Source organism: Hymenobacter coalescens, from assembly GCF_054783195.1.
Map to the genome: position 1 here is coordinate 436,129 of NZ_BAAGRA010000016.1, position 23,655 is coordinate 459,783.

Genomic DNA, 23,655 nt, shown 5'->3' on the forward strand with positions numbered 1-23,655 from the left:
GGCGGCCCCGCTGTCGTGGGTACTTGGAGAGTGGTTACTGCACCTGCAGCGGCTGCGCGCCGGTGGGCAGGCCTTTGCCGCTCACGCGCACCACGTACAGGCCAGGTTTCACGTGGCCCGCCAGCTGCAGCTGCAGGTTTTGTCCGTTCACGGGTACGGTGGTCGTCCACACCGTGCGGCCCACCGCGTCGAGCACCTGCACCGTGGCTTCGCCGGTAGCCGGGGCGGCCAGGCGGATGGTCAGCTCGTTGGCCGTAGGATTGGGGAACAGGGCCAGCTGGCCTTTCTTGCTGACGGACGAGCGTACGGCCACCACCGTCGAATGGCTCCACTGGCCGTCGAGGTCGATCTGGCGCAGACGGTAATACACCACATCCGTGGGGCCCGACGCGTCGAGGTAGCTGTAGCGCTGGGCCCGCGTGGTCGTGCCGTGTCCGGCCACGAAACCGATGGTTTTCCAGCTTTGTCCGTTCAGTGCCCGTTCGATTTCGAAGCCGCGGTTGTTGCGTTCCTGCGCCGTGGTCCAGTGCAGACGGACGCGGCCTTCGCCCTCCACCTCGGCCCGGAAGTCCGTCAGCTCCACGGGCAGCGGGTTGATGGGGCTGATGGAGCCCAGCGTGAACGGCCCGAAGCCGCCTACTGCGCCCGCCGATGCCACGGAGCCAGCCGCCGGGGAGCCCGTCGTGCCGCCGTTGCCTTCGTTTACCCACACGCTGCCGTCGTTGCGGGCCACGCGCAGCTCGGCCAGCGAGTTGATGCCGCTGCGGCCGCCATCTTCCCAGTAGAGGCGCACCTGCACGTTGCCGCTGCCGGCGGCGCGCGCCAGGTTCCAGTATTCTACCCGGCTCACGTTGGTAAGCGAAGCTTCCGCGGCTTGGTTCGGGAAAGCCTGCGCTACGTACTCGGCGGTAAACGTGCTGCTGGCCGTGGGCGCCGAAATGCCCAGGCGTGCCCACACGCCGTCGCGGCCGATGGGGAACACAAAGGCTGTGCTGCCCGCTTTCTGCATCGGCCCGTTGACGTAGCTGCCGGCGTTGCCTTCGCTGCTGGTGCTGCCGTCGACCAGGACCAGCAGGCTCGTTGCCGAGCTGTTGATCAGGCCCGCCGTGAGCGTGAGGCTGCTGCTGATCGTGAGCGGCACGGCCAGCGTCAGGGCTTTGCCGGCGCCGTTCAGGGTCAGGTTGCTCACCGTCAAGGCGGGGTTTTCCTGGGTCAGGGTCACGTTTTTGGTGACGGTCACGGCCTCGTTGTAGCTGCCGCCTTCCGCCTGAATGGTGCCACCGTCGGTAATGGCTGCCATGGCTTCCTGCAGATTGCCGGCCGGAGCCGCGTCGGGCACGTTGGCGGCCACGTTCAGGAAGCTCAGGTCGGGCTGAAAGCCCACCGCGGCCGATACGTCGGCGGCGCTGTTGAGGAAAGGGCTGAACTGCAGCCGGCCCGAAGGCGCCGACGAGGACACCTCCGCGAAGCTGCCCGTGAGGGTGCGCACGCGCCCGCCCGTGCCCGCGGCGCCGCGAATGTCGGCCGGGGCGGTGCCGCCGAGCCAGTTCAGGGACACGTTGGCCGGGTTGGTGAGGTTGATGGCGCGTACGCCGGCCACGTCGCAGGAGTCAATCAGGTTTTCCTGCACCATGATGCCGCTGGAGGTCAGCGGCTCGTTGCGGGCAATGTCGAAGTAAGGGGTGAGCTGCTCCTCGGTGGTGCCCGGGCGGTCCTGGATCTGCACCCCGAACTGGCAGCGCGTCACCACGTTGTGGCGCACCTGGTGGTTGCTGCCCTCCAGCACGATGCCGAAACCGCTGCGGTTGAACAGGGAAAAGGCCGTGGAGCGGTAGCCGCGGATGGCGTTGGCCTCGATCCAGAGGCCGCTGGTGGTCAGGTCGTCGTTGAAGCTGGGCCGGTCCGCTACCGTTCGGTCACGGTCGACCACGGCCACCGCCGCGTTGTCGTTGACGAGGCCCGTGGGCTGGTTCAAGCCCCGCGTGATGCGGTTGTTGCGCACCACGAAGGAGCCCGGGCCGCTGCCCAGACCGTTGCCGGTGCACGCTTTCAGCTCCAGGCCGTTGCTGGCGTTGTCGCTGATGACGTTGTCCTCGATCAGGGCGCCGATGGTGGTGAAGGTGCCGCCCGCGTCGCGCTGGCCGGCCACTTTCAGCAGGGCCAGAGCCGGGCCGAGGTTGCCGTAGAAGCGGCAGCGGCGCACCACCAGGTTGGAAGTGGCGCGCTCGTTCACGTCGATGCCGGCGCGGCGGTTCTGCTCAAACGCGGAGTCCTCGATGAGCAGGTTGCGCTTGTCGGCCCCGAAGTCCGTCCCGTTGAAGAACAAGCCCCGGCCGAAGTTATTGGTGCTGATGGGCGGCTCGCCCTGAATGCGGGTAAAGCGGATGCTCACCCGCCGGAAGGTCAGGTCGCTCACGTTGCCGCCGAGCTCAATGCCCTGGCGGTAGCACTTGAAAATGTCGAGGTCTTCGAACACCACGCCCTGCAGCGGGTCGCCGGTGAAGGAGCCAATGATGCCGTAATCGTAGCGACGCAGGCTCATGCGGCTGATGCGGATGGGCTGTGCGGCCGTGCCACCGGCCAGCAACTGCAAGGCCGGCGTGCCGCTGTACACGTTATCGGGCGCGCGCGGACCGTCGCGGAAGATGGTGGCGCTGCCCGGGCTGCGGAGCGAGTCGCCGGCGCCTTGCAGGCTCACAGCCTTGTTGAGCACGATGGTCTGCTGGTAGCTGCCCGCGTCGATGAAGATGGTGGCGCCGGCCGTGGCCTCGGCCAAGGCGCGGTTGACGGTGGCAAACGGGGCCGCCGCCGAGCCGTTGCCGCTCGCGTCGCTGCCGGGGGCCGAGGTATACACGTCGCCCGCGGTGGCATTGTCGTTGACGTAAAGGGAGGTCTGAGCCCAGGCGCCGGCCGGCCCGAAGCCCAGCAGCGCAAATCCCAAAGCAAGTATGGTTGGTCTCATAGAAAGAAAATCAATGTGTGCCCCCAAAACGTAACCGCCCGGCCCTAGGTTGACGTAGCCCCGGCGCTTTTTCCCCCACTGCTGCCCACAACCAGCCTGCAGGCCCTTGTACCCCAATAATTGGTGATAATGACTTTGAAAAATTATAGCTAATAAGTTGATATCAATATACTTAAGTAATTTTATGGAACAAAGAAAAAGCTGCCCAAAACCAAGTTCGGGCAGCCTGTCCTGAGGGGGCCTACGAGCGTTACTCGTCGCGCTGGTGCGCGTGGGCCGGAGGCGTAGTGGCCTCCACGGCGGTGAAGCTTTCCAGTATCCGGTAGCTGTGCTGGGCGCCCTTGGGCACCACCCAGGAGTTGCCGGGCTCCAGCAGCACCATCTGGCCTTCCAGGTGCAGCTCGGCGCGGCCGCTGATAACGAAGCCTACGGTTTCGTAGGCGCGGCTGACGGCCTCTTTCGCGTCGTTGGGCTGCTCGTTTTCCCAGAGGCGCATGGCTACGTGCGTGCCCGAGGCGAGGTACTTCTGGCCGTCCGGGCCGTGGGGAGAAAAGCGGGAGTCTACTTTGGTGATGGTCGTGTCGGCCATGATACGGGATGTTTGGGTCGTGGAAAATGCGGGTTCTGTTTAGCCTAACGCAGGCAGCGCGGTAGCGGTTGTAGCCCGCGGCCGCCAACTTTTCCCCAGCTTAGCGGTTGAACCCCTCCGGCGGGGCGTCAAGCCCCAACCCATGCCTGCCATGACCGACGCGTTTTTCCGCACCCTGGCCGATGCCCACCGCTCGGCGCCGCCGCCCCTGCCCGGGCCCCAGCTGTGCCTGCTGGCCGAAGAGCTGCTGGAGTTGCTCTTTCCCGAGCGTACCGGCCAACGGCTGGCCGACCCGGCCGACGTGGCCGCTAGGCTTGATTTTCAGCAGCAGCAGCTGCAGGCGCTGCTGACCAGTGTCACGGGCCTGCCCGTATCGCCCGTTGAGCTGGCCGCCGACCTGTTTGCCCGCCTGCCCGTGCTGCACGAGCTGCTGCTGCTCGATGCCCGCGCCATCATGGCCGCCGACCCGGCCGCGCAGGACTTGGCAGAAGTCATTTGCACGTATCCCGGCTTCTACGCCCTCGGGCTGCACCGCCTCGCCCACGCCCTGTACCAGCGGCAGGTGCCGCTGCTGCCGCGCCTGCTCAGCGAGTACGCCCACCAGCGCACCGGCATCGACATTCACCCCGGCGCCCGCATCGGCCGCTCCTGCAGCATCGACCACGGCACGGGCATCGTCATCGGCGAAACGGCCGTGCTCGGCGACCATGTGCGCCTGTTTCAGGGCGTCACGCTCGGGGCGCTGAGCGTGGCCAAAGAGCTGGCCCACCAAAAGCGTCACCCCACCATCGAAGACCACGTGGTGATTTACGCCGGAGCCACTATTTTGGGCGGCAGCACCGTGGTGGGGCGCCACAGCATCATCGGCGGCAACGTGTGGCTGACCGAGAGCGTACCGTCGCACTCGCGCGTCTACCACCGGGCGCAGCTCTACGTGACGCGCGTGGAGGACCCCACCGCCGACCTTACGTTTTCCATTTAAATAGCTCAATGGTTGAATGGCTGGTCGTTCAACGATTCGCCAGAACGGCCAGCCATTCAACCATTGAGCCATTGAGCAATCTGACCATTCACTCTCCATGAAAGCCAATTCCATTCTCGACACCATCGGCAACACGCCGCTGCTGCGCCTGAACCGCTTGTTCCACTCCATCCGCCCCGATGTGGAAGTGTGGGTGAAGCTGGAGCGCGCCAACCCCGGCGGCAGCATCAAGGACCGTATTGCCTTGTCCATGATTGAGCAGGCCGAAAAAGACGGGCTGCTCACCGCCGACAGCCTGATTGTGGAACCGACCTCCGGCAACACCGGCGTGGGACTGGCCATGGTAGCCGCCGTGAAGGGCTACCAACTGACGCTGGTTATGCCCGAGTCCATGTCCATCGAGCGGCGCCGGCTGATGGCCGCCTACGGCGCGCAGCTGGAGCTGACCCCGCGCGAGAAAGGCATGAAGGGGGCCATCGAGCGGGCCCACGAAATCGTGCGCGACACGCCCGGCGCCTGGATTCCGATGCAGTTCGATAACCCGGCCAACATTCAGGTGCACGCCGAAACCACCGCCCGGGAAATTCTGCAGGATGCCCCCGAGGGCTTCGATTACTACATCACGGGCGTGGGCACAGGCGGCCACATCACCGGCGTGGCCGAAGTGCTCAAGCCGCAGTTTCCGCAGATGAAGGTGTTTGCCGTGGAGCCCGAGCTTTCGCCGGTCATTAGCGGCGGCGCCCCGGGCCCTCACCCCATTCAGGGCATCGGCGCGGGCTTTATCCCTTCCAACCTGCACCAAGACGTGCTCGACGGGGTCATCCAGGTAAGCCAGGGCGAAGCCTTCGAGTACGCGCGGCGCGCGGCGCGCGAAGAGGGCATCTTCATGGGCGTTTCGTCGGGGGCGTCGCTGGCCGCCGTGGCCAAGAAGCTGGCCGAAGTGCCGCAGGGAGGCCGCGTGCTCACCTTCTGCTACGACACCGGCGAGCGGTACCTCTCCGTGGACGGCCTGTTCGTATAAGCGGCCCGGCTACTGCAAAGCGCAAACACAAGGGCCCCGGCTTCCTCCTGGAAGCCGGGGCCCTTGTGTTTGCTGGAGGAGCTGATGTATAAACTCTGGCAGAACCAGCACCAAACAAAAAACCCGACCTAGAGGGTCGGGCTTCTTGGGGCTAATCTAAAAACAGGAGTGGAGAATATCGGAGTCGAACCGATGACCTCTTGCATGCCATGCAAGCGCTCTAGCCAGCTGAGCTAATCCCCCGTTTTCAGGAACCATTCGCCGGTTGCGTTTGGTGATGCAAAAGTACAGCGCGTTTTCAAATCTGCAAGCACGCCGGCAAAAAAAACGCTAAAAAATCTGCGCCCGGCGAAAATAAAAACGGCCCGGGAAAGTCTCCCGGGCCGTTTTGCTAGCCTAACTGGTTGGCTTAGTTAAAGATGTAGCGCAAGCCTATTTGCCCCTGCCAGCGCGAGCCCAAGCCGCCGGTATCGTTGCGGAACGTCTCGTTCAGCGGGCGGCCGGCGGTTACGCTGCCGTCGGCGCTGCGCACGGGGTTGGAGAGGTAGGGGTAAGTGAAGTTGGGGCGGCCCTGGGCGTCGTAGCCGGCAAACGAGAGCAGGCCGGTGCGGTTGGGCGTGCGGAACGTGCCCCAGTCCGAGTTAAGCAGGTTACCCACGTTGAAGATGTCGATGCTCAGCTGCAACGTGTTTTTGCTGGCTCCGATGTTGGTGAACACGTCCTGGAGCAGGCGCACGTCGAAGCGGTGCTGCCAGGGGCGCACGCCGCCGTTGCGCTCGGCGTACTGGCCGCGGCGCTCGTTCAGGTACTTATCCTGGCGGATATAGGCGTCCAGGTCGGCCCACTGCTGGCCGGCGGTGTAGCGGGCGTACTCCACGTTCTGGTTCTGGGCGTTGCGGAACGTGAAGGGAATGTCGCGCAGCAGGATTTCGCTCTGGTCGCGCGGCACGTAAATCAGGTCGTTGCTCTGGCTGTCGCCGTTCATGTCGCCGCCGTAGAGGTAGCTGAAGCGGCCGGCCGGGGCGCCCTCGTAGAAGAGCGAGAGGGTGGTGCCCAGGTGACCGAGGTATTCGCGGCGGTACGACGCCGAGCCGATGACGCGGTGTTGCACCAGAAACTGCGAGTAGCTGAGCACGTCCGCATTCGGGTCGCCCGACACGCTCCGGTCACGCCAGATGCTCTGGGCGATGGAGCCGCCGTCGTTCACCGAGCGCGAATCGGCGTAGGTGTAGGCCGCGCTCAGGAAGAAGCCGTTGTCAAACGACTTCTGCAACTGGCCCGTCAGCGAGTACGAATACCCTTTTTTGGTATTCTTCATCAGGATGGCATCCGAGATGTTCGGGTTGGTGGCCGAAGCGCCGCCCTGCCCGCCGTAGATGCGGTTGTTGGCAATCAGGCTGGGCTGGGCGTTCGGGGCCGTGCCCACCGGAGCCGTGGTGTAAAGGCCCGCGTTGGCGCCGGAGGTATTGATGGTGCCGAACGTGTAGAAAATCGGCCGCTGGTCGGCGCCCTTGGAGGTGCCCACGGCCTGCGGCAGGTTCACGTTCTGGTGGTACACCGCGTTGACGTCCTTGGTGTAAATGGCTTCCAGTGTGCCCACGATGCCGCCGAACAGCTCCTTGTCCACGGCGAGGTTGGTGCGCCACACCTGCGGAAACTTGAAGTCCTGGTCGGTGACGGCTAGGTTGTAGGATGTGTTGGCCAGCGGCGTCGAGCCGTTGGGGTCGGGGCGGTAGGCGTTCACGTTGGGGCTGAATACGTTGCGCGCGTCCGACACCTGGGCGCCGGTGCGCGAGAACGAGCCGAACTGCACGCCGTTGTTGCTGGCCTGGTTGCTGATCCACACGAAGGGCACGCGGCCGGTGAAGATGCCTGTGCCGCCGCGCACCTGGGTTTTACGGTCGTTGTTCACGTCCCAGTTCACGCCCACGCGCGGCGAAAACAGCACCCGCGTCTTGGGCAGGCGGTCGGTTTCCAGCTTCACCCCGTCGCGAAAGGTCAGGTTGGCCGCATTCGCGTTGCGCTCGATGTCGGAGTAGATGATGGGCATGTCGCCGCGCAGGCCGGCCGTGATTTTCAGGTTGTCGAGCGGGCTCCACTCGTCTTGCACGTACAGGCCTACCTGCGCCGCGTTGGTCACGCCGTAGGGGAAGCCGCCCGGCAGGGCCGAGTACTGCAGCTGGTAGCGCTGCGCGTAGCCCAGCGTGGCACCCGCAGCGGTGTTGGGCACCGGCACGCCGTTGACGCGCACGTAGCCGTTGGGGGCCTCGTCGGTACGGGCGGCGGCGTAGAAGTCGTCGAGGCTGTTAAAGGCGTACGCGCCGTAGTAGTTGGGCGCGAAGCCGTTGCGGAACTTGTATAGCTCGTTGTAAGTGCCCAGCGTCACGTTGTGCTTGCCCAGGTACATGGTGAAATTGTCACCAAGCTGGTACACGTCGGAATCGAGGATGTTGAACGCGGAGAACGGTTCGTAGCCAAACGACGTGAGCGTGTTGGTCGCGTTCAGCGCGCCGCCGGCCGCCGTGCGGCCCGTCGCGTCGCCAATGTCCACCAGCGGGAAGGAGCCGCCACCCGGGCTTTCGCGGAAGTCGCGGAAGGCCGAGTAGCCCACCGTGAAGTTGTTGGAGGAGCGCGAGCCGAAAGTGCTGTTCAGCTCCCCGATCAGGGAGTTGAGGTTGTTGTTGATGGTGTAGTACGACGAGAAGAAGGGCAGGCCGAACTGGGACTGCGCGCGCGTGGCCGTGTTGCTTACCGCCCCGGAGTTGGAGGGGTTCACGTCGCGGTACGACTTCAGGTAGTTGTATTTCACGCTGAAGCGGTGCTGGTCGCTGATGTTCCAGTCCAGCTTGGCCGTGGCCTTGCGGCTGTAGGTGCGCAGGTCGTAGTTCTCGAAGGGGCCGGCGTTGTAGCCGTACTTGCTGCTTAGAAAGCTTTGCAGCGTCGAGAGGTCGTTGAACGAGGCCCGCGACACGGTGGAGCCGGCGGCCGGCGCCGTGGTTTCCCGGTTGGCCGTGAAGTTGCCGGTCGGCGGGTCGGTGCGGGTTTCCTCCTCGCCGTTGACGAAGAAGAACAGCTTGTCCTTGATGATCGGGCCGCCGAAGCGGAAACCGTAGTTCTTGAGGTCGAACTTCGGGTACGCCTGCTCAAAGTCGCCTACTTTGTCACCCACCAGGTCCTGGCTGCGGTAGAACCCGTAAAGGGAGCCCGCGAAAGTGTTGGTGCCCGAGCGCGTCACGGCGTTGACGCCCGCACCGGTAAACGAGCCCTGCCGCACGTCGTACGGGGCAATGCTCACTTGGATTTGCTCGATGGCGTCGAGCGAAATCGGCTGGGCGTTGGCTTGCCCGCCCACGGTGGAGGAAAGGCCGAAGGAGTTGTTGAAGATGGCCCCGTCGATGGTCACGTTGTTGTAGCCCCCGTTGCGCCCGGCGAAGCCGCCGCTGCCGCTGGCCTGCGGCGTAAGCCGCGTGAAGTCATCGAACGAGCGGTTCAGGGTGGGCAGGCGTTGCAGCTGCTCGCGCGAGACGGTGGTTTCGGCGCCGGTGCGGCCGGCGTTGATGACCGGGTCGCGGCGGCCGGCGATTTCGACGCCCTGCAGCTGGGTGGTGGCCTCGCTCAGGTTGATGTCCAGGCGCTGGGTCTGGCCCAGGGTCAGGAACAGGCCCTCGCGCGTGACCTCCTGGTAGCCCACGAAGGTGATGCGCACCGTGTAGGGCCCGCCCACGCGCATGTTCTGGATGTTGTAGCGCCCCTCCGAGTTGGTCGGCGCCACGTACTGCGTGTTCGTCGGCGTGTGGATGGCTATAACCGTCGCTCCCGGCAGGCCCGTGCCGGCTTTATCGGTGATGGTGCCACCCATGGAGGAGGTGGTCACCCCTTGGCTCCAGCCCGGCGTGGTCGTAGCCAACAGCAGGGTGGGGGCCAGCAGGAGTGGTAAGTACTGTTTTTTCATAGGGAAACGGCAAAAAGCAGATGCAAAGCTACCGCAGCCCGCAGCAGCCGGGTTTATGGAATTGTTAAGTCTCGCCTGTAATTTTAATTAAATTTTAATTGCTTGATTCTGAGCGTGTGAATAACGCAACGATGGAATCGATCTGAGCCGGCAAAAGAAAAAGGGCGGGGAAATTTCCCCGCCCTTTTGCCTGAAGATTAAGCTGCGCTTAGTTGAAGATATAGCGCACGCCCAGCTGACCCTGCCAACGCGAAGCGAAGGCCGAGATGTCGTAGCCGCGGTTGCCGTTGGCGGCAAACGTTGCCGGGAACGAGAACGTCGGGCGAACGTTGACGCCGGTGGTTTCCGGACGCAGCAGCTCCACGGCGTTGTTCTGCACGAAGTACTGACGGCCCCATTCGTTGTTGAGCAGGTTGCCTACGTTCTGGATGTCGAAGCTCACCTGGATGGTGTTCTTCTTGCCGCCGGCCGTGAAGTTGAAGTCCTGCGCCACGCGCACGTCTACCTGGTGCATCCAGGGCGTGCGAGCAGCGAAGCGCTCGGCGTACTGACCACGGCGGCTGTTTAGGTAGGGGTCGTTCGAGATGAACGCCTCCAGCTGCGCGCGGATTTCTTCCACCGTGCGCGGGTCCGGCGTGCCACCCGGCGGGGTCGGCGTTCTAACGATGCCGATTTCGTTCGGGTCGTTGGCGTTGCGCGGGATGTAGATCAGGTCGTTGGCAAAGCCGCCGTCGTTGTTCAGGTCGCGGCCACCGGCGCCGTATACGTACGCAATCGGCGCGCCCGAGAGGCCTTCGTAGATAACGGAGAAGTTCGTGGCCAGCTTGTCGCCGGCGTAGCGCAGGGTGTAGCCACCCGTAGCCAGCACGCGGTGGCGCTGGTCGTTGCGCGAGAAGCCCAGCTCCGGGTTGTTCGGATCCGACTGCACCTGGTTGAACTGCCAGTTCGACAGCGCCGTGCTGCTGGCGCCGCTGTTTACTTCCTTCGACATGCCGTAGGTGTACGCCAGGCTGGTGTTCAGGCCGCTGGTGAACTGCTTCTGCAGCTGTACGGTCGCGTTGTAGCGGTAGCCCTTGTTGGTGTTGTCGAGCTGCAGTACGTTGGTGTAGCGCGTGTCGATCTGACGAGCCGACGGATACACCGGGCGCTGGTCGGGACCAGCCAGGCGGCCGGTCGGGGCCACCAGGTTGATGTTCTTGTAGTAGATGTCGTTGAGGGTCTTCGAGTAGATACCCTCCACGGTGGCGACGATGTCACCCGGCAGGCGGAAGTCCACGGCCAGGTTCGTGCGCCACACCTGCGGCAGCTTGAAATTCTTGTCGATGACGTTGATTTCAGCCGTCGGCACCGCGTTGAAGGTGGTGCGGATCAGGGCAGGATCGGTCACGATGGCCGGGTAGGTCGTCGTCTGGTTGGGCGGCGTGCCGGTGGTCACCGGGCGGGCATCCACCGCACCCTGAATCAGGCCGCTGTTGGTGAAGCCGTTGGAAATCCACACGAACGGTACGCGGCCGGTAAATACGCCGGTACCACCGCGCACCTGCACGCGCGAATCGTTGTTAACGTCCCAGTTAAAGCCCAGGCGCGGGGCCCACAGCAGCTGGCCGTTCGGCGTGTTCTGGGTGCTGATGTTGCTCCCGAAACGGTCCGTCACGCCCTGGTTCAGGCCCGGCTCGTCGAAGAAGAAGGGCACGTCCAGACGCACACCCAGGGTCAGGCGCAGGTTTTCACGCGGCGAGTATTCGTCCTGCGCGTAAACGCCGGCCTGCATGGCGCTGAAGGTCGCTTCGCCGTTGTTGTTGGTGGCGTAAGCGGCTTGCAGACGGTTGGGGCGCTCGTTCAGGAAGTCGTCCAGCGAGTTGAACTGGTAGTAGCCCACCCCGTTGTTGATGAACAGGTTGCGGAACTTGAAGAACTCGTTGTGCGTGCCCAGCGTGAAGGTGTGCTTGCCTACGGCGCGGGTAACGTTGTCGGTGAATTCGACAATGTCCTGGTCCAGCTCGTTGAAGCCCGAGCTGCGCTCCGTGCCGAACGTGTAGCGGTTACCCGACTGGTTGATTTCGAACGTGGGGAAGAGGGCCCCATCCGTCGTACGGTTGTCGCGGATGCGGGTGTAGCTCACCAGCAGCTTGTTCGAGAAGTTGCCGAGTCGGCTGTTCAACTCGGCCACGCTGCTGTTGGTGGTGTTGTTGTTCTGGAAGTTGTTGTTGCCGAAACGGATCTGCGTGGAGTTACGCGAGATGTTGTCGTCAAAGCCCTCCACGAAGTTGTGGCGCAGCGTCAGCTGGTGATTCTGCGAAAGGTTGAAGTCCAGACGGCCGAAGAGCTTGTTGCTCTCGGTGCGGCGGTTGAGCTCGGTGCCGCCTACGTCGTAGTTGTAACGGGAAGCCGCACGGTTGGCAATCTGGGTAAGAACGCTCTGATCAATGCGCGACGCGGAAGTGCCGGGCACAAAGGCCAGCGGCTCGTTGCGACGCGAGATTTCTCCGTTCAGGAAGAAGAACACCTTGTCCTTCACGATGGCGCCGCCGACGCGGGCGCCCGTCTGGTAGTTGTAGAAATCGGACGCCTTGGTGCGGGGCTCGGTTACGCTCTTGCCAATCGAGTTCTGGTTACGGCCGAAGCCGTAGATCGAAGCCGACAGGTCGTTGGTGCCCGAGCGCGTTACGGCGTTAACCCCACCGCCGGTGAAGTTGCCGAGCGTTACGTCGTAGGGCGCCACCACGATCTGCAGTTCCTGCACGGCGTCCAGCGAAATCGGCTGGTTGCCTGCGTTACCGCCGGGGGTGCCGCTACCGGACAGACCGAACACGTCGTTGTTCACGGCCCCGTCGATGGTGATGTTGTTGTAGCGGTTGTTTGAGCCACCGATCGACGAGCTGCCGCCGCCGTTGGCCTGCGGCGACACGCGGATGAAGTCCTGCAGGTTACGGTTCAGGGTGGGCAGGCGCTGGATTTGCTCGCCCGACACCGACGTTTCGGCGCCGGTTCGGCCGGCGTTGATGACCGGGTCGCGGCGGCCGGCGATTTCGACGCCCTGCAGCTGGGTGGTGGCCTCGCTCAGGTTGATGTCCAGGCGCTGGGTCTGGCCCAGGGTCAGGAACAGGCCCTCGCGCGTGACCTCCTGGTAGCCCACGAAGGTGATGCGCACCGTGTAGGGCCCGCCCACGCGCATGTTCTGGATGTTGTAGCGGCCCTCCGAGTTGGTCGGCGCCACGTACTGCGTGTTCGTCGGCGTGTGGATGGCTATAACCGTCGCTCCCGGCAGGCCTTCACCCGCTTTGTCAGTAATCGTACCACCCATGGAGGAGGTGGTGGCCCCTTGCCCCCAACTCTGAGTAGCCGCAACTACTACCAGCGTCGGCGCCAGAAGGTGGTGAATAAACTTGTGTCTCATGAGTGAGTGCGTTGGTAAAAACGGAAACGGTGTGCTTAAGCGAAGATTCAGCCTGGGGTGAATGCCGGACGGAGCCGCAAAAGGGGCCTACTCAACCGGCGGGGAGCCGCAGGAAAAAGACGTCAGAAAGGACAGGGGAAGCGGGAGAAGCGAGGCAAAAAACGGCGCAAAGCTACTGCACGAAAAGGCAACTTGTATTACTGAACCGTTACGTCTCGCAGAAAGGCAAGCAGGGTACGGCCAGACCAAAAGCTTGGCAAAGCTACGACGGAAATTCACAACTTAGGACGCACCGCTTTAATAAAGCGGCTCAGGTAATAGTCGCTTTCCAGCGCGTTTTCCACGACGCCTAACGAGGTGGAAGAGTGAATGAACTGCACACCCTCCGGACTCACTTCCGTAACCAAACCCACGTGTGTAATGGCGTTGCTGCCAGGCGAAGCTCCGAAAAATACTAAATCACCCGTCTGCAGATCCTGCGGCCTGATCGGGTCGCCCCAGGCCGCCTGCTCGTTGGAAGAACGCGGAATCTGAATGCCGGCCGAGCCAAACGACACGTTCAGCAAACCCGAGCAATCCATCCCGAGGCGGGTGGTGCCGCCGAATTTGTACGGGGTGCCCTGGTAAGAGCGGGCGGTTTCGATAACGGTGGCTATTTGCCGGTTGGCCGACGCCGGGCTGCTGCTGCGCTTGGGCCCGCGCGTCACGATCTTGCGGCCCCCGCTGCTCATGCGCGCCGTTTTGGTCTTGGTTTTGACTTTGCTGCTGCCCGCGCCGCGCCGGTCGGCGGCGCGCATGCGGGCCATTTCCTGCGCCGAGTAATAACGCCCGTTGCGGTAGTTCAGCTTCTTGGTGCCGCCGCAACTGGCCAGGAGGAGCAACCCGGCAATGAGTGATGGCGCCAACAAACGGGTGGGCCACATCGAATGCCGTACCTTTGGGAACGTTTTCCGCATCGGCACAAAGATACGTGAATGAGTCATTTACTTGAAGAAATCCGGTTTGGGCAGCTCACGCCGGAACTGCTGACTGCCTTTGAAGCCATCGTAGGGGCGGCCCACGTGCTGACGCCTACCAGCTTGGCGGACGAGGAATACGCCCGCTACGGCCGCGACCATACCGAAGACCTCGCCTTCCGGCCCGACGTGGTGCTGCGCCCCGCCAACGCCGAAGAGATCAGCGCTATTATGCGCCTCTGCCACGAACACCGCCTGCCCGTGACGCCCCGCGGCGCCGGCACGGGCCTCTCGGGCGGGGCACTGCCCGCCCATCATGGGGTGGTCATCAGCACCGAGCGCCTAAACCGCATCCTGGAAATCGACGAGCGCAACCTGCAGGCCACCGTGGAGCCGGGCGTGGTGAACGAGGCGTTTCAGAACGCGGTCAAGGAAGTCGGGCTGTTTTACCCGCCCGATCCGGCTAGCAAGGGCAGCTGTTTCCTGGGCGGCAACCTGGCCCACAGCAGCGGTGGGCCTAAAGCCGTGAAATACGGCACCACCCGCGACTACGTGCTCAATTTGCAGGTAGTACTGCCGACGGGCGAGATTATCTGGACGGCCGCCAACACCCTGAAAAATTCCACCGGCTACAACCTCACCCAGCTCATGGTGGGCTCGGAGGGCACGTTGGGCATCATCACCAAAGTGGTGTTTCGCCTGCTGCCGTACCCGCAGCAAAACATTCTGATGCTGGTGCCCTTCCGGCGAGAGGAGCAGGCGGCCGAGGCTGTATCGGCCGTTTTCCGGGCGGGCATCATCCCCTCGGGCATGGAGTTTATGGAGCGCGAGGCCATTGTCTGGTCGTCGGATTACCTGCAGATTCCCCTCACGCTGCCCGAGGACGTGCGCGCCCACCTGCTCATCGAACTCGATGGGCAGGACTTGGAGCAGCTCTATAAGGAGGCCGAACAGGTATATGCTGTGCTGGAGCGCTACGATGTGGGCGAAATCCTGCTGGCCGACACCGCCACGCAGAAGGACGAATTGTGGAAGATTCGCCGCAACATCGGCAATGCCGTGCGCTACAACTCCGTGTATAAGGAGGAAGACACGGTGGTACCCCGCGCCGAACTGCCCACCCTGCTTAAAGGCGTCAAGGCCCTGGGCGAGCAGTACGGCTTCAAAAGCGTGTGCTACGGCCACGCCGGCGACGGTAACCTGCACGTGAACATCATCCGCGGCGACCTAGACGATGAGATGTGGAATGTGGGGTTGCGCCAGCCCATCAGCGAGATTTTCGAGCTGTGCGTGCGCCTCGGCGGTACCATTTCCGGGGAGCACGGCATCGGGCTGGTGCAGAAAGGCTACATCGGCATTGCCCTCAAGGAAGCAAACCTGAATTTGATGCGCGGCATCAAGCAGGTGTTCGATCCGCACGGCATCCTGAACCCCGGCAAGATTTTTTAAGCCCTAAAAAAGCCCCGGCTGTGGGAGCCGGGGCTTTTTTACTGTCGAGCAGCCGTGCGCTGGCTACTGCTGCGTCTTGAGCTGATCTTCGCCGCCGTACGGGGCACCGGCGTTGATGTCGCCGCGCAGGCCGCCCATCGACTGCCCACCGGCGTTTTCGTATGGGGCTTTGGCCGTGCCGGGCGCGGGCGCCTCGTTGCCGCCCACCCGGTCGCCGCTGCCGACCTGGGAGCCGGCGCTAACCTGCGAACTGGTAGCGGGCTGCCCGATGCCCGTAAGCGTAGTGGTAGCCTCGCCAACGGGGCCGGCTATTTCGGCTACTTTCTGGATGTACTGACGTTTGGCTTCGTCTTCGGGTACCCCTTTAAACTTGCTCCAGGAGTCCCACTGCGCCTGGGACATGCCCGGGTCGCCGCTGGGATTGGAGGGCGAGTCGTCGCCTACCACGTCGCGCTCGGTGTCGTGGTCGCCTTCGGTGGCTTGCTTGTAAAGGCCGTACAGTTCGTTCATGTGGGCGGCCGCCTGGTCGCCAGGCAAGCCGTTGACGCGCGACACGGCTGCTTCAAATTCCTGTTGCAGGCTTAATTGATTCTGGAGGTTCATCGGGAGGGGGTGTTTGGGTCAGTGGGATAATCGGACGGGCCGATAGGAACTCTACTGCCGCTGCCTAGCTTTGGTTGCGCAAAGGGCCTGGCCGGCAAGTCGGGCCCGTTTGTCGGGAGCAAGTCCTGAACCTTCGTACCTTTGCCCGCCAATTATGTGTGGAATCACCGGACTCTTCGCTTTTTCTGATCCAGGACGCTCGTCGCTGGCGGGGCTGCAAGCCTCCACCGACGCCATTGTAAGTCGGGGTCCCGACTCCCAGGGTCATTTCGTGTACGACTGCGTAGGCCTGGGCTTCCGCCGTCTCGCCATTCTCGACCTTTCAGCCGACGGCAACCAGCCCATGACCGACGAGTCGGGGCGGTATACCATCGTCTTCAACGGCGAGATTTTCAACTTCCGCGAGCTGCGGGCCAAGCTGCAGAAGAAGGGCTACACCTTCCGCTCGCACACCGACACGGAAGTTATCCTGAAGCTCTACATCACCGAAGGCCGCGGCTTCCTGAAGAAGCTCAACGGCTTCTTCGGCCTGGCCATTTACGACAAGGAGGAAAATACCCTCTTCATCGCGCGCGACCGGATGGGCGTGAAGCCCCTGCTGGTGTACCGCGACGAGGACAAGCTCATGTTTGCCTCCGAGATGAAGTCGCTGCTGGCCTTGGGCGTGCCCCGCAAGCTGGATTACGCCGCGCTCAGCCATTACCTGCAGCTGAACTACATTCCCGGCCCGGCTACCATCTTCAAGGGCGTCAGGAAGCTGCTGCCCGGCCACTACCTTTTCATCAAGGCCGATGGCAAGGTGGTGGGCAAGCGCTGGTACAAGATTCCCTACGACGCGAAGAAAACCGCCAAGAACAAACTCAGCTACGAACAGCAGCAGGCCAAGCTGGTGGAGCTCATGGATGCGGCCGTGGCGCGCCGCCTCGTGGCCGACGTGCCGCTGGGCGCTTTCCTGAGCGGGGGCATCGACTCCTCGGTGGTGACGGCGCTGGCCGCCAAGCACACGCCGCACCTGAACACGTTCAGCATCGGCTTCAAGGACGAGCCGTTCTTCGACGAGACGAAGTACGCCAACCTGGTGGCTAAAATGCACAAGACCGAGCATACGGTCTTTTCGCTGACCAACAACGATATCTACGAGCACCTCTTCGACGTGCTCGATTACTTCGACGAGCCGTTTGCCGACTCCTCGGCCCTGGCCGTGTACATTCTCAGCAAACGCACCCGCGAGAAGGTTACCGTGGCCCTTTCCGGCGACGGCGCCGACGAGATGTTTGCCGGCTACAACAAGCACATGGGCGAGTGGCAGGTGCGCAACCCCGACTGGAAAGCCGAGGCCGTAACGGGCCTGAACCTGCTCTGGGACGCCTTGCCGAAGTCGCGCAACTCCTACTTTGGCAACAAGGTGCGGCAGTTCCAGCGCTTCTCGCGCGGCATGCTCGCCGGCCCCAAGGACCGCTACTGGGATTGGGCCACCTTCGTCAACGAAAAGGATGCGCGCAACCTGCTCAGCCCCGACGCGCGCCGGAAAGTGAACAAGAAGCTGGCCGAGAAACGCCGCAAGGACATCCTGGAGAACATCCACGCCGACGGCGACCTGAACGAGGTGCTGCTGACGGATATGGGGCTGGTGCTGCCTTACGATATGAACACCAAGGTGGACCTGATGAGCATGGCCAACTCCTTGGAGGTGCGCAGCCCGTTCCTGGACTACAAGGTGGTCAACTTTGCCTTCTCGCTGCCCGTCGAGAGCAAAATCAACGCCCAGCTGAAAAAGCGCATTGTGCAGGACGCGTTCCGCCCCATGCTGCCCGAAGAGCTGTACAAGCGCCCCAAGCACGGCTTCGAGGTGCCCTTGCTCAAGTGGTTCCGCAACGAACTGCGCCCGCTCATCGAAGACGATCTGCTTTCCGACGGTTTCGTGGAAGCGCAGGGTATTTTTTCGGTGGAGGCAGTGCGCGCATTGAAGCAGCAACTATTTTCACGCAACCCCGGCGACGTGCACGCCCGCATCTGGGCTCTCATCGTGTTCCAGCACTGGTGGAAACGCTACATGACGCCCGCTTCAACCGCGCCCGCGCCCAAATCGGCGACTTCGCGCCTCGTCCAGTAAGTTCCTTATTCCGACACACGCTCCCTCGTAACATATGAAAATCGCAGTTGTAGGCACCGGCTACGTGGGCCTCGTCACGGGTACGTGCTTTGCCGAAGTGGGTATCGATGTGACTTGCATCGACATCGACCAGCGGAAGATTGACAACCTCAAGCAAGGCATCCTGCCCATCTACGAGCCGGGCCTGGAGGAAATGGTTACCCGCAATGTGGAAGCCGGCCGTCTGCACTTCTCCACTTCGCTGGCAGAAGGTATTCAGGATGCCGACGTGGCCTTTATCGCCGTGGGCACGCCGCCCGGCGAAGACGGCTCGGCCGATTTGAAGTACGTGCTGGCTGTGGCCCGTGGCATCGGGGAGCACATGAACAGCTACGGCGTTATCGTGACCAAGAGCACCGTGCCCGTGGGCACGGCCGCCAAGGTGCGCAAGGAGCTGGAGCAGGCGCTGGCCAAGCGCGGCGCCGACATCGAGTTTGACGTGGCTTCCAACCCCGAGTTCCTCAAGGAAGGCGCCGCCATCGACGACTTCCTCAAGCCCGACCGCATCGTGGTGGGCGTGGCCTCGGAGCGGGCCGAAGAAGTGATGCGTCGCCTCTACAAGCCTTTCCTGATGAACGGGCACCCGATCATCTTCATGGACATTCCGTCGGCCGAGATGACGAAATACGCCGCCAACTCCATGCTGGCGACCAAGATTTCGTTTATGAACGACATTGCCAACCTGTGCGAAATCATGGGGGCCGACGTGAACAAGGTGCGCCTGGGCATCGGCTCCGACGCGCGCATTGGCAACAAGTTCATTTACCCCGGCATCGGCTACGGCGGCTCCTGCTTCCCCAAGGATGTTAAAGCCCTGATCAAAACGGCTTCGGAAAACGGCTACGACATGCAGGTGCTCAAGGCCGTGGAAAGCGTCAACGACAACCAGAAGTCGGTGCTCTTCAACAAAGTGCACCAGCACTTCGGCGGCGAGCTGGCCGGCCGGAAAATCGCCGTGTGGGGCCTTTCCTTCAAGCCCAAGACCGACGACATGCGTGAAGCCCCTTCGCTGGTCATCATCGAGAAGCTGCTGGAAGCCGGCTGCACGGTATCGGCCTACGACCCGGTGGCCATGAAGGAGGCCCAGCACAGCCTCGGCGACCGGATCCATTACGCCAAGGACCAGTTTGAGGCCCTCATCGACGCCGACGCCCTGCTGGTGGTGACGGAGTGGCCGCAGTTCCGCTCGCCCAACTTTGGGGTGGTGGCCCGCCTGATGAAGCAGCGCGTGGTGTTCGACGGCCGCAACATCTACGACGCGAAGGAAATGGAGCAGGAGGGCTTTGCCTACCACTGCATCGGCATTCGCACGCACCACAACGAGCCGGCGGTTCAATAACTTTCCGGGGCCTGCGGGCTCCGGCTTATCTTCTCAACCAGCTACCGCTAATGGCTAATAGCTCCGAAAAGAAACGCGTACTGATTACGGGCGGCGCCGGCTTCCTCGGCTCGCACCTCTGCGACCGGTTCCTGGCCGAGGGTTTCCACGTCATTGCCATGGACAACCTCGTGACCGGCAACCTGGCCAACATCGAGCACCTGTTCGGCAAGAAGGACTTCGAGTTCTACCACCACGACGTGTCGAAGTTTGTCCACGTGCCGGGCAACATCGACTACATCCTGCACTTCGCCTCGCCGGCCTCGCCCATCGATTACCTGAAGATTCCGATTCAGACCCTGAAGGTTGGTTCGCTGGGCACGCACAACCTGCTGGGCCTGGCCCGGGTGAAGAAGTCGCGCATCATCATCGCCAGCACCTCCGAGGTGTACGGCGACCCGGACATTCACCCGCAGGTGGAGGAGTACCACGGCAACGTGAATCCGGTGGGCCCGCGCGGTTGCTACGACGAAGCCAAGCGCTTCCAAGAGGCCATTACCATGGCCTACCACAATGTGCACGGCGTGGAGACGCGCATCGTGCGCATCTTCAATACCTACGGCCCGCGCATGCGCCTCGACGACGGCCGCGTACTGCCGGCTTTCCTGAGCCAGGCCCTGAAAGGGGAGGCGCTGACGGTATTCGGCGACGGGTCGCAGACGCGCTCGTTCTGCTACGTCGACGACCTGGTGGACGGTATTTACCGCCTGCTCATGTCGGATTACCACCTGCCGGTGAATATTGGCAACCCGGCAGAAATCACCATTCGCGAATTCGGCGAGGAAATTGCCCGCCTGACCGGCGTGGAGTTTAAGCCCTCGTTCCACCCGCTGCCCGAAAACGACCCGATGAAACGGCGGCCGGACATCACCAAGGCCAAGGAAATCCTGGGCTGGGAGCCGAAGGTAGACCGGGCCGAAGGCCTGCGTCGCACGCTGGAGTACTTTCAGCAAAGCCTTGGGTTGAATTAACAGGCCCGGTACAGCGTCGTTTTCGGCCGCCGCCCGAAAAAACCGACGGTACATCATTGCTCATATACTGGACGGCGCCGGAAGTGCTACTGCTTTCGGCGCCGCCCACCTATGGATAACGGATGAAGCAAGGCGAGCATAGTCGTTTGGAAGTTTCCTCCGGCAAGAAGTGGGCGCGCATTTTCGGCTTGCCAGCCGTGCTGATGGGCCTGCAGGGGCTGATGGGCGGATTTCATTACGAATCCAACGACGACCTCATCATCGACCTGCTGCTGCGCGGCATCAGCGGACCCGAGCCCGTCGCCAACCTGCACCTCTACCTGCACGGCTGGAGCCAACTGCTGGCCGCGCTATATATGGCGCTGCCCGCCGTGTCGTGGTACGCGTTGATGCTCTATGGGCTGCTGTACTTGGCGCTGGTCAACTCCTTCTACGTGCTGGAGGAACTGAGCAACGAGCGGCTGCGCCCCCTCGAACTGCTGCTGGTGGAAGTCGCGTTCTGGGCCGCCACGTATTTTCTTCACGCCGTCCAAATCAACTTCACGCGCCCGGCCATCCTGCTGGGGGCCGCTGCTGGGTTGCTGTTGTTTGCGCCGCGAGCTGGTGGCCGTCGGGCAAGTACTACCACGTATGTCTGGGCCGGATTGGCACTGGCTGCGGCCTGGGGCGTACGCCCCGCGGCCGCAGAGCTGGGGCTGGGCCTGACGCTGCCGCTGGTACTGTGGCAGGGGCGGCGCCGGGGCACGCAGACGGTGGCTTTTGCCGGCGTGCTGCTGCTGACGCTGACCGGTCTGCAGCGCCTGACGGCGCCGCCGACGGCCGACTATTACCGGCAGATGGATCTGGAGCGCGCCCACCTGTTCGATTACCGCACCACCGAGCTGTCGGTGCACAATGCGCAGGACAGCCTAGCTTACCAAAGCCTGATTCCGCACCAAGGCATCAACGATACGCTGCTGCTGAACCAAAGCTTCTTCCAGCGCTGTGCGCGACCAGTGGCCAGTCCCCTCGATGTGGAAAGCTACAGCGATTCCCTGGTAACAGCCGTGGGTAGCCTGCTGCTGCGCCTGAACCCTTGCTTGCTGGCCGTGTTGGGCTGTTGGTTGGCGGTAGGGCAGGCACTGCGGCGAGGCCGATTGCAATGGCGCAGTTGGCCGGTACTGGTTTTCTGGACCTATCAAGTGGGCTTTGCCGGGTTGTTCTTGCTGCTCGTGCCTCATTTGCCCCTGCGGGTGTTGCAGTCCATTGTTACGGTGTACACGTTGGTCAACCTGGTGTTGGCGTTTGGGCTGCTGCTGCCCGAATTCACTTGGCCGCGCCTGCGTCCGGTGCAGCGGCATTGGGCCTTGGGAAGCGCGTTGGCCGTACTGGCCCTGTGGCTGGGCGTTAATGGCCAGCTGTGGCAGCGCCTGAATCGCAACAAGCAGCTGCACTCCGAGTACCTACAAGCGCTGCGTGCCGAAGCCGGGCGCGGAGTGGTGGTGGAGCAAGGGCTGCACGGCGCCTTCGTGCACCTCTCTCCCTTTGCCAGCTACGAGTTGTTGGCCTTCTACAAAATCATGTCGCTGACGGGTTGGAACGCCTTCGACCCCTCGCAGCCGCGGTTGCGGCAGGTGCTGACGGGTACGCGCGACTTGCCTTTGACCCTGCAGCAACTAAACCAGCGGCCTAGCACCACCTGGCTGCTGCTGCCGGATTTTGCCCCCTTTCTAGAGCATTACCTCAATCATCGGCTGGCCCTGCCACCTGGCCAGCGGCTGCGCCTGGAGCCGGCCGCTGACAGCCGCTTGCTCACCGCTGCAAATTTGCCACGTCGTTATTATTTACGGTCGGAAAACACTGCTCCGACCTCGATAACCCTCCGATGAAGCCCAACCCGCATCTGTTAGAATTCCCCAAGTTGGGCGACCCCACCATCGGCTACATCTCGGTAGCTGATTCGATGCAGGCTCACGTGCCGTTCGCTATCAAGCGCCTGTTCTGGACGTACTACACGCCCGAAAGCATCGTGCGGGGCCGCCACGCACACCACCAGACCGAACAGGTGCTCATCGCAGTTACGGGGCGCATCGTTGTCACCACGGAGTTGCCCGATGGAGAAATCCAGACGTTTCGCCTCGAAGACCCGCACGTCGGGCTATACGTACCGCCCCACGCTTGGCATACCATGCAGTACTCGCACACGGCGGTGCAGCTGGTGCTGGCCTCCAGCTCCTACGAGGAAGCCGATTACATCCGTAGCTACGAGCAATTCAAACAGATATGGCAGGGGCGGAAGTAAGCGCGTCGGCGCCGCAGCCGACCTTGGTAGCGGCCCGCGCCGACGCGCTGGCATATTACTCACCGTATTTCTTCTTGCGGCTGCCCGAGCCGGCGGCCGCTGCTGAGCAGGAACGCTTTGGTAGGGGCGCTGCCGCGCGCTTCGGCCAAGCAGCGGGGGAAGAGGTATGGGACTTTGCCCCCGAGTACGGTCCGGGGCAGTGGCTGCTCAACCACCTGAGCTGGGACTCCGACTACTTCGGCACGCCAACTTACCGGCTATTTACCGGCTTGTTTGGTCCCGGTGCCCGACCGGCTGCGTTGAGCGCGGCGGCCAGCGCCTTGCGGCAGCAACTGGCCGCCCGGGGTTCCTTTTACGCGTTCAGCATCGTACCGGCCGAAGACCTGGCGCTGCTGCAAGCCCTGACCGGCGCCGGCTGGCAGTTGGTAGAAACCCGCTTGACCTATTACCACGACGCCGTAGCTGACTTTGGGCAGCCCCGCCACCCGGTGCGGCTGGCCCGGCCCGACGAAGCCGAACGCGTAGGCGCCGTATCCGCAGCCGCGCGCAATGATTTTGACCGCTACCACGCCGATCCGTGGTTTGGGCCGGAGCGGGCCGATGCTTACCTGGCCCGCTACGCCGCCGCCGCCGTCACCGGCTTTGCCGACGCCGTGCTGGTGCCCGATGAGCCTGGGCTGCCGCTAGATTCTTTCTTGGCCATTGGCGACCTGCAGGCCGATGCCGCGGTGCTGGGCGCTGGCATGTCGCGGGTGCTGCTCACGGCGGTGGGACCCGCCAACCGCGGCTGGCACGTGAAATTGGTGGGCGAAACCGTGCACCGCGCCCGCACCCAGGGCCACCGCTACGTGCTGATGACCACCCAGGCCACCAACCGCGCCGTGTTTCGCACCAGCGAAAAGCTGGGCTTCAAGCTCGGCGCCACCAGCCACGTGTTGGCGTGCTATGCTTAGTTTTACCCG

Annotated in this window: 15 protein-coding genes and 1 tRNA gene; 9 read left to right on the forward strand and 7 right to left on the reverse strand. The window is 63.1% G+C overall.

From position 1 onward, the window contains the following. Positions 1 to 34: 34 nt before the first annotated feature. Both ACYVKQ_RS13285 and ACYVKQ_RS13290 read right to left on the reverse strand, forming a co-directional pair. Positions 35 to 2,962, reverse strand: coding sequence for a right-handed parallel beta-helix repeat-containing protein (locus tag ACYVKQ_RS13285; RefSeq protein WP_460675828.1), 2,928 nt, complete (start codon positions 2,960 to 2,962; stop codon positions 35 to 37). A 250-nt stretch (positions 2,963 to 3,212) separates the two neighbouring features. Continuing rightward, entirely contained in the window at positions 3,213 to 3,551 is a 339-nt protein-coding gene (locus tag ACYVKQ_RS13290) for a cupin domain-containing protein (protein WP_460675829.1), read from the reverse strand. 151 nt (positions 3,552 to 3,702) lie between these two features. On the opposite strand from ACYVKQ_RS13290, the gene epsC reads away from it, so the two are divergent. Both epsC and cysK read left to right on the forward strand, forming a co-directional pair. Then, complete coding sequence (gene epsC, locus ACYVKQ_RS13295; RefSeq protein WP_460675830.1) at positions 3,703 to 4,533, forward strand: serine O-acetyltransferase EpsC; 831 nt, start codon at positions 3,703 to 3,705, stop codon at positions 4,531 to 4,533. Positions 4,534 to 4,630: 97 nt separating this feature from the next. Continuing rightward, positions 4,631 to 5,554, forward strand: a complete 924-nt coding sequence (gene cysK, locus ACYVKQ_RS13300) for a cysteine synthase A (protein WP_460675831.1) — start codon at positions 4,631 to 4,633, stop codon at positions 5,552 to 5,554. A gap of 169 nt (positions 5,555 to 5,723) precedes the next feature. On the opposite strand, the gene ACYVKQ_RS13305 is transcribed toward cysK, so the two are convergent. The 4 genes from ACYVKQ_RS13305 to ACYVKQ_RS13320 form a co-directional block, all read right to left on the reverse strand. Continuing rightward, positions 5,724 to 5,797, reverse strand: a tRNA-Ala gene (locus tag ACYVKQ_RS13305). Between the two features lie 166 nt (positions 5,798 to 5,963). After that, complete coding sequence (locus ACYVKQ_RS13310; protein WP_460675832.1) at positions 5,964 to 9,506, reverse strand: TonB-dependent receptor domain-containing protein; 3,543 nt, start codon at positions 9,504 to 9,506, stop codon at positions 5,964 to 5,966. A 208-nt stretch (positions 9,507 to 9,714) separates the two neighbouring features. Continuing rightward, entirely contained in the window at positions 9,715 to 12,903 is a 3,189-nt protein-coding gene (locus ACYVKQ_RS13315; protein WP_460675833.1) for a TonB-dependent receptor, read from the reverse strand. A gap of 275 nt (positions 12,904 to 13,178) precedes the next feature. Then, on the reverse strand, positions 13,179 to 13,784 hold the full coding sequence (locus ACYVKQ_RS13320; RefSeq protein ID WP_460675834.1) for a C40 family peptidase: 606 nt from the start codon (positions 13,782 to 13,784) through the stop codon (positions 13,179 to 13,181). Between the two features lie 93 nt (positions 13,785 to 13,877). On the opposite strand from ACYVKQ_RS13320, the gene ACYVKQ_RS13325 reads away from it, so the two are divergent. Continuing rightward, entirely contained in the window at positions 13,878 to 15,308 is a 1,431-nt protein-coding gene (locus tag ACYVKQ_RS13325; protein WP_460675835.1) for an FAD-binding oxidoreductase, read from the forward strand. 63 nt (positions 15,309 to 15,371) lie between these two features. Here the strand turns inward: ACYVKQ_RS13325 and ACYVKQ_RS13330 are convergent, their stop codons facing one another. Next, on the reverse strand, positions 15,372 to 15,911 hold the full coding sequence (locus ACYVKQ_RS13330; RefSeq protein WP_460675836.1) for an acyl-CoA-binding protein: 540 nt from the start codon (positions 15,909 to 15,911) through the stop codon (positions 15,372 to 15,374). A 154-nt stretch (positions 15,912 to 16,065) separates the two neighbouring features. On the opposite strand from ACYVKQ_RS13330, the gene asnB reads away from it, so the two are divergent. The 6 genes from asnB (at position 16,066) to ACYVKQ_RS13360 (ending at position 23,646) form a co-directional block, all read left to right on the forward strand. After that, the gene (gene asnB, locus ACYVKQ_RS13335) at positions 16,066 to 18,024 is read left to right on the forward strand and encodes an asparagine synthase (glutamine-hydrolyzing) (protein ID WP_460675837.1); all 1,959 of its coding nucleotides are present in this window, start codon (positions 16,066 to 16,068) and stop codon (positions 18,022 to 18,024) included. A 34-nt stretch (positions 18,025 to 18,058) separates the two neighbouring features. Then, entirely contained in the window at positions 18,059 to 19,402 is a 1,344-nt protein-coding gene (locus ACYVKQ_RS13340; RefSeq protein ID WP_460675838.1) for a UDP-glucose dehydrogenase family protein, read from the forward strand. A 50-nt stretch (positions 19,403 to 19,452) separates the two neighbouring features. Continuing rightward, positions 19,453 to 20,412: a UDP-glucuronic acid decarboxylase family protein gene (locus ACYVKQ_RS13345; protein ID WP_460675839.1), complete on the forward strand. Its 960-nt coding sequence runs from the start codon at positions 19,453 to 19,455 to the stop codon at positions 20,410 to 20,412. 146 nt (positions 20,413 to 20,558) lie between these two features. After that, entirely contained in the window at positions 20,559 to 22,280 is a 1,722-nt protein-coding gene (locus tag ACYVKQ_RS13350; protein WP_460675840.1) for a hypothetical protein, read from the forward strand. After that, complete coding sequence (locus ACYVKQ_RS13355) at positions 22,277 to 22,693, forward strand: sugar 3,4-ketoisomerase (RefSeq protein WP_460675841.1); 417 nt, start codon at positions 22,277 to 22,279, stop codon at positions 22,691 to 22,693. The genes ACYVKQ_RS13350 and ACYVKQ_RS13355 overlap by 4 nt, the downstream gene beginning before the upstream one ends. Then, on the forward strand, positions 22,675 to 23,646 hold the full coding sequence (locus tag ACYVKQ_RS13360; RefSeq protein WP_460675842.1) for a GNAT family protein: 972 nt from the start codon (positions 22,675 to 22,677) through the stop codon (positions 23,644 to 23,646). Before ACYVKQ_RS13355 ends, ACYVKQ_RS13360 begins: the two co-directional genes overlap by 19 nt. Positions 23,647 to 23,655: the final 9 nt, after the last annotated feature.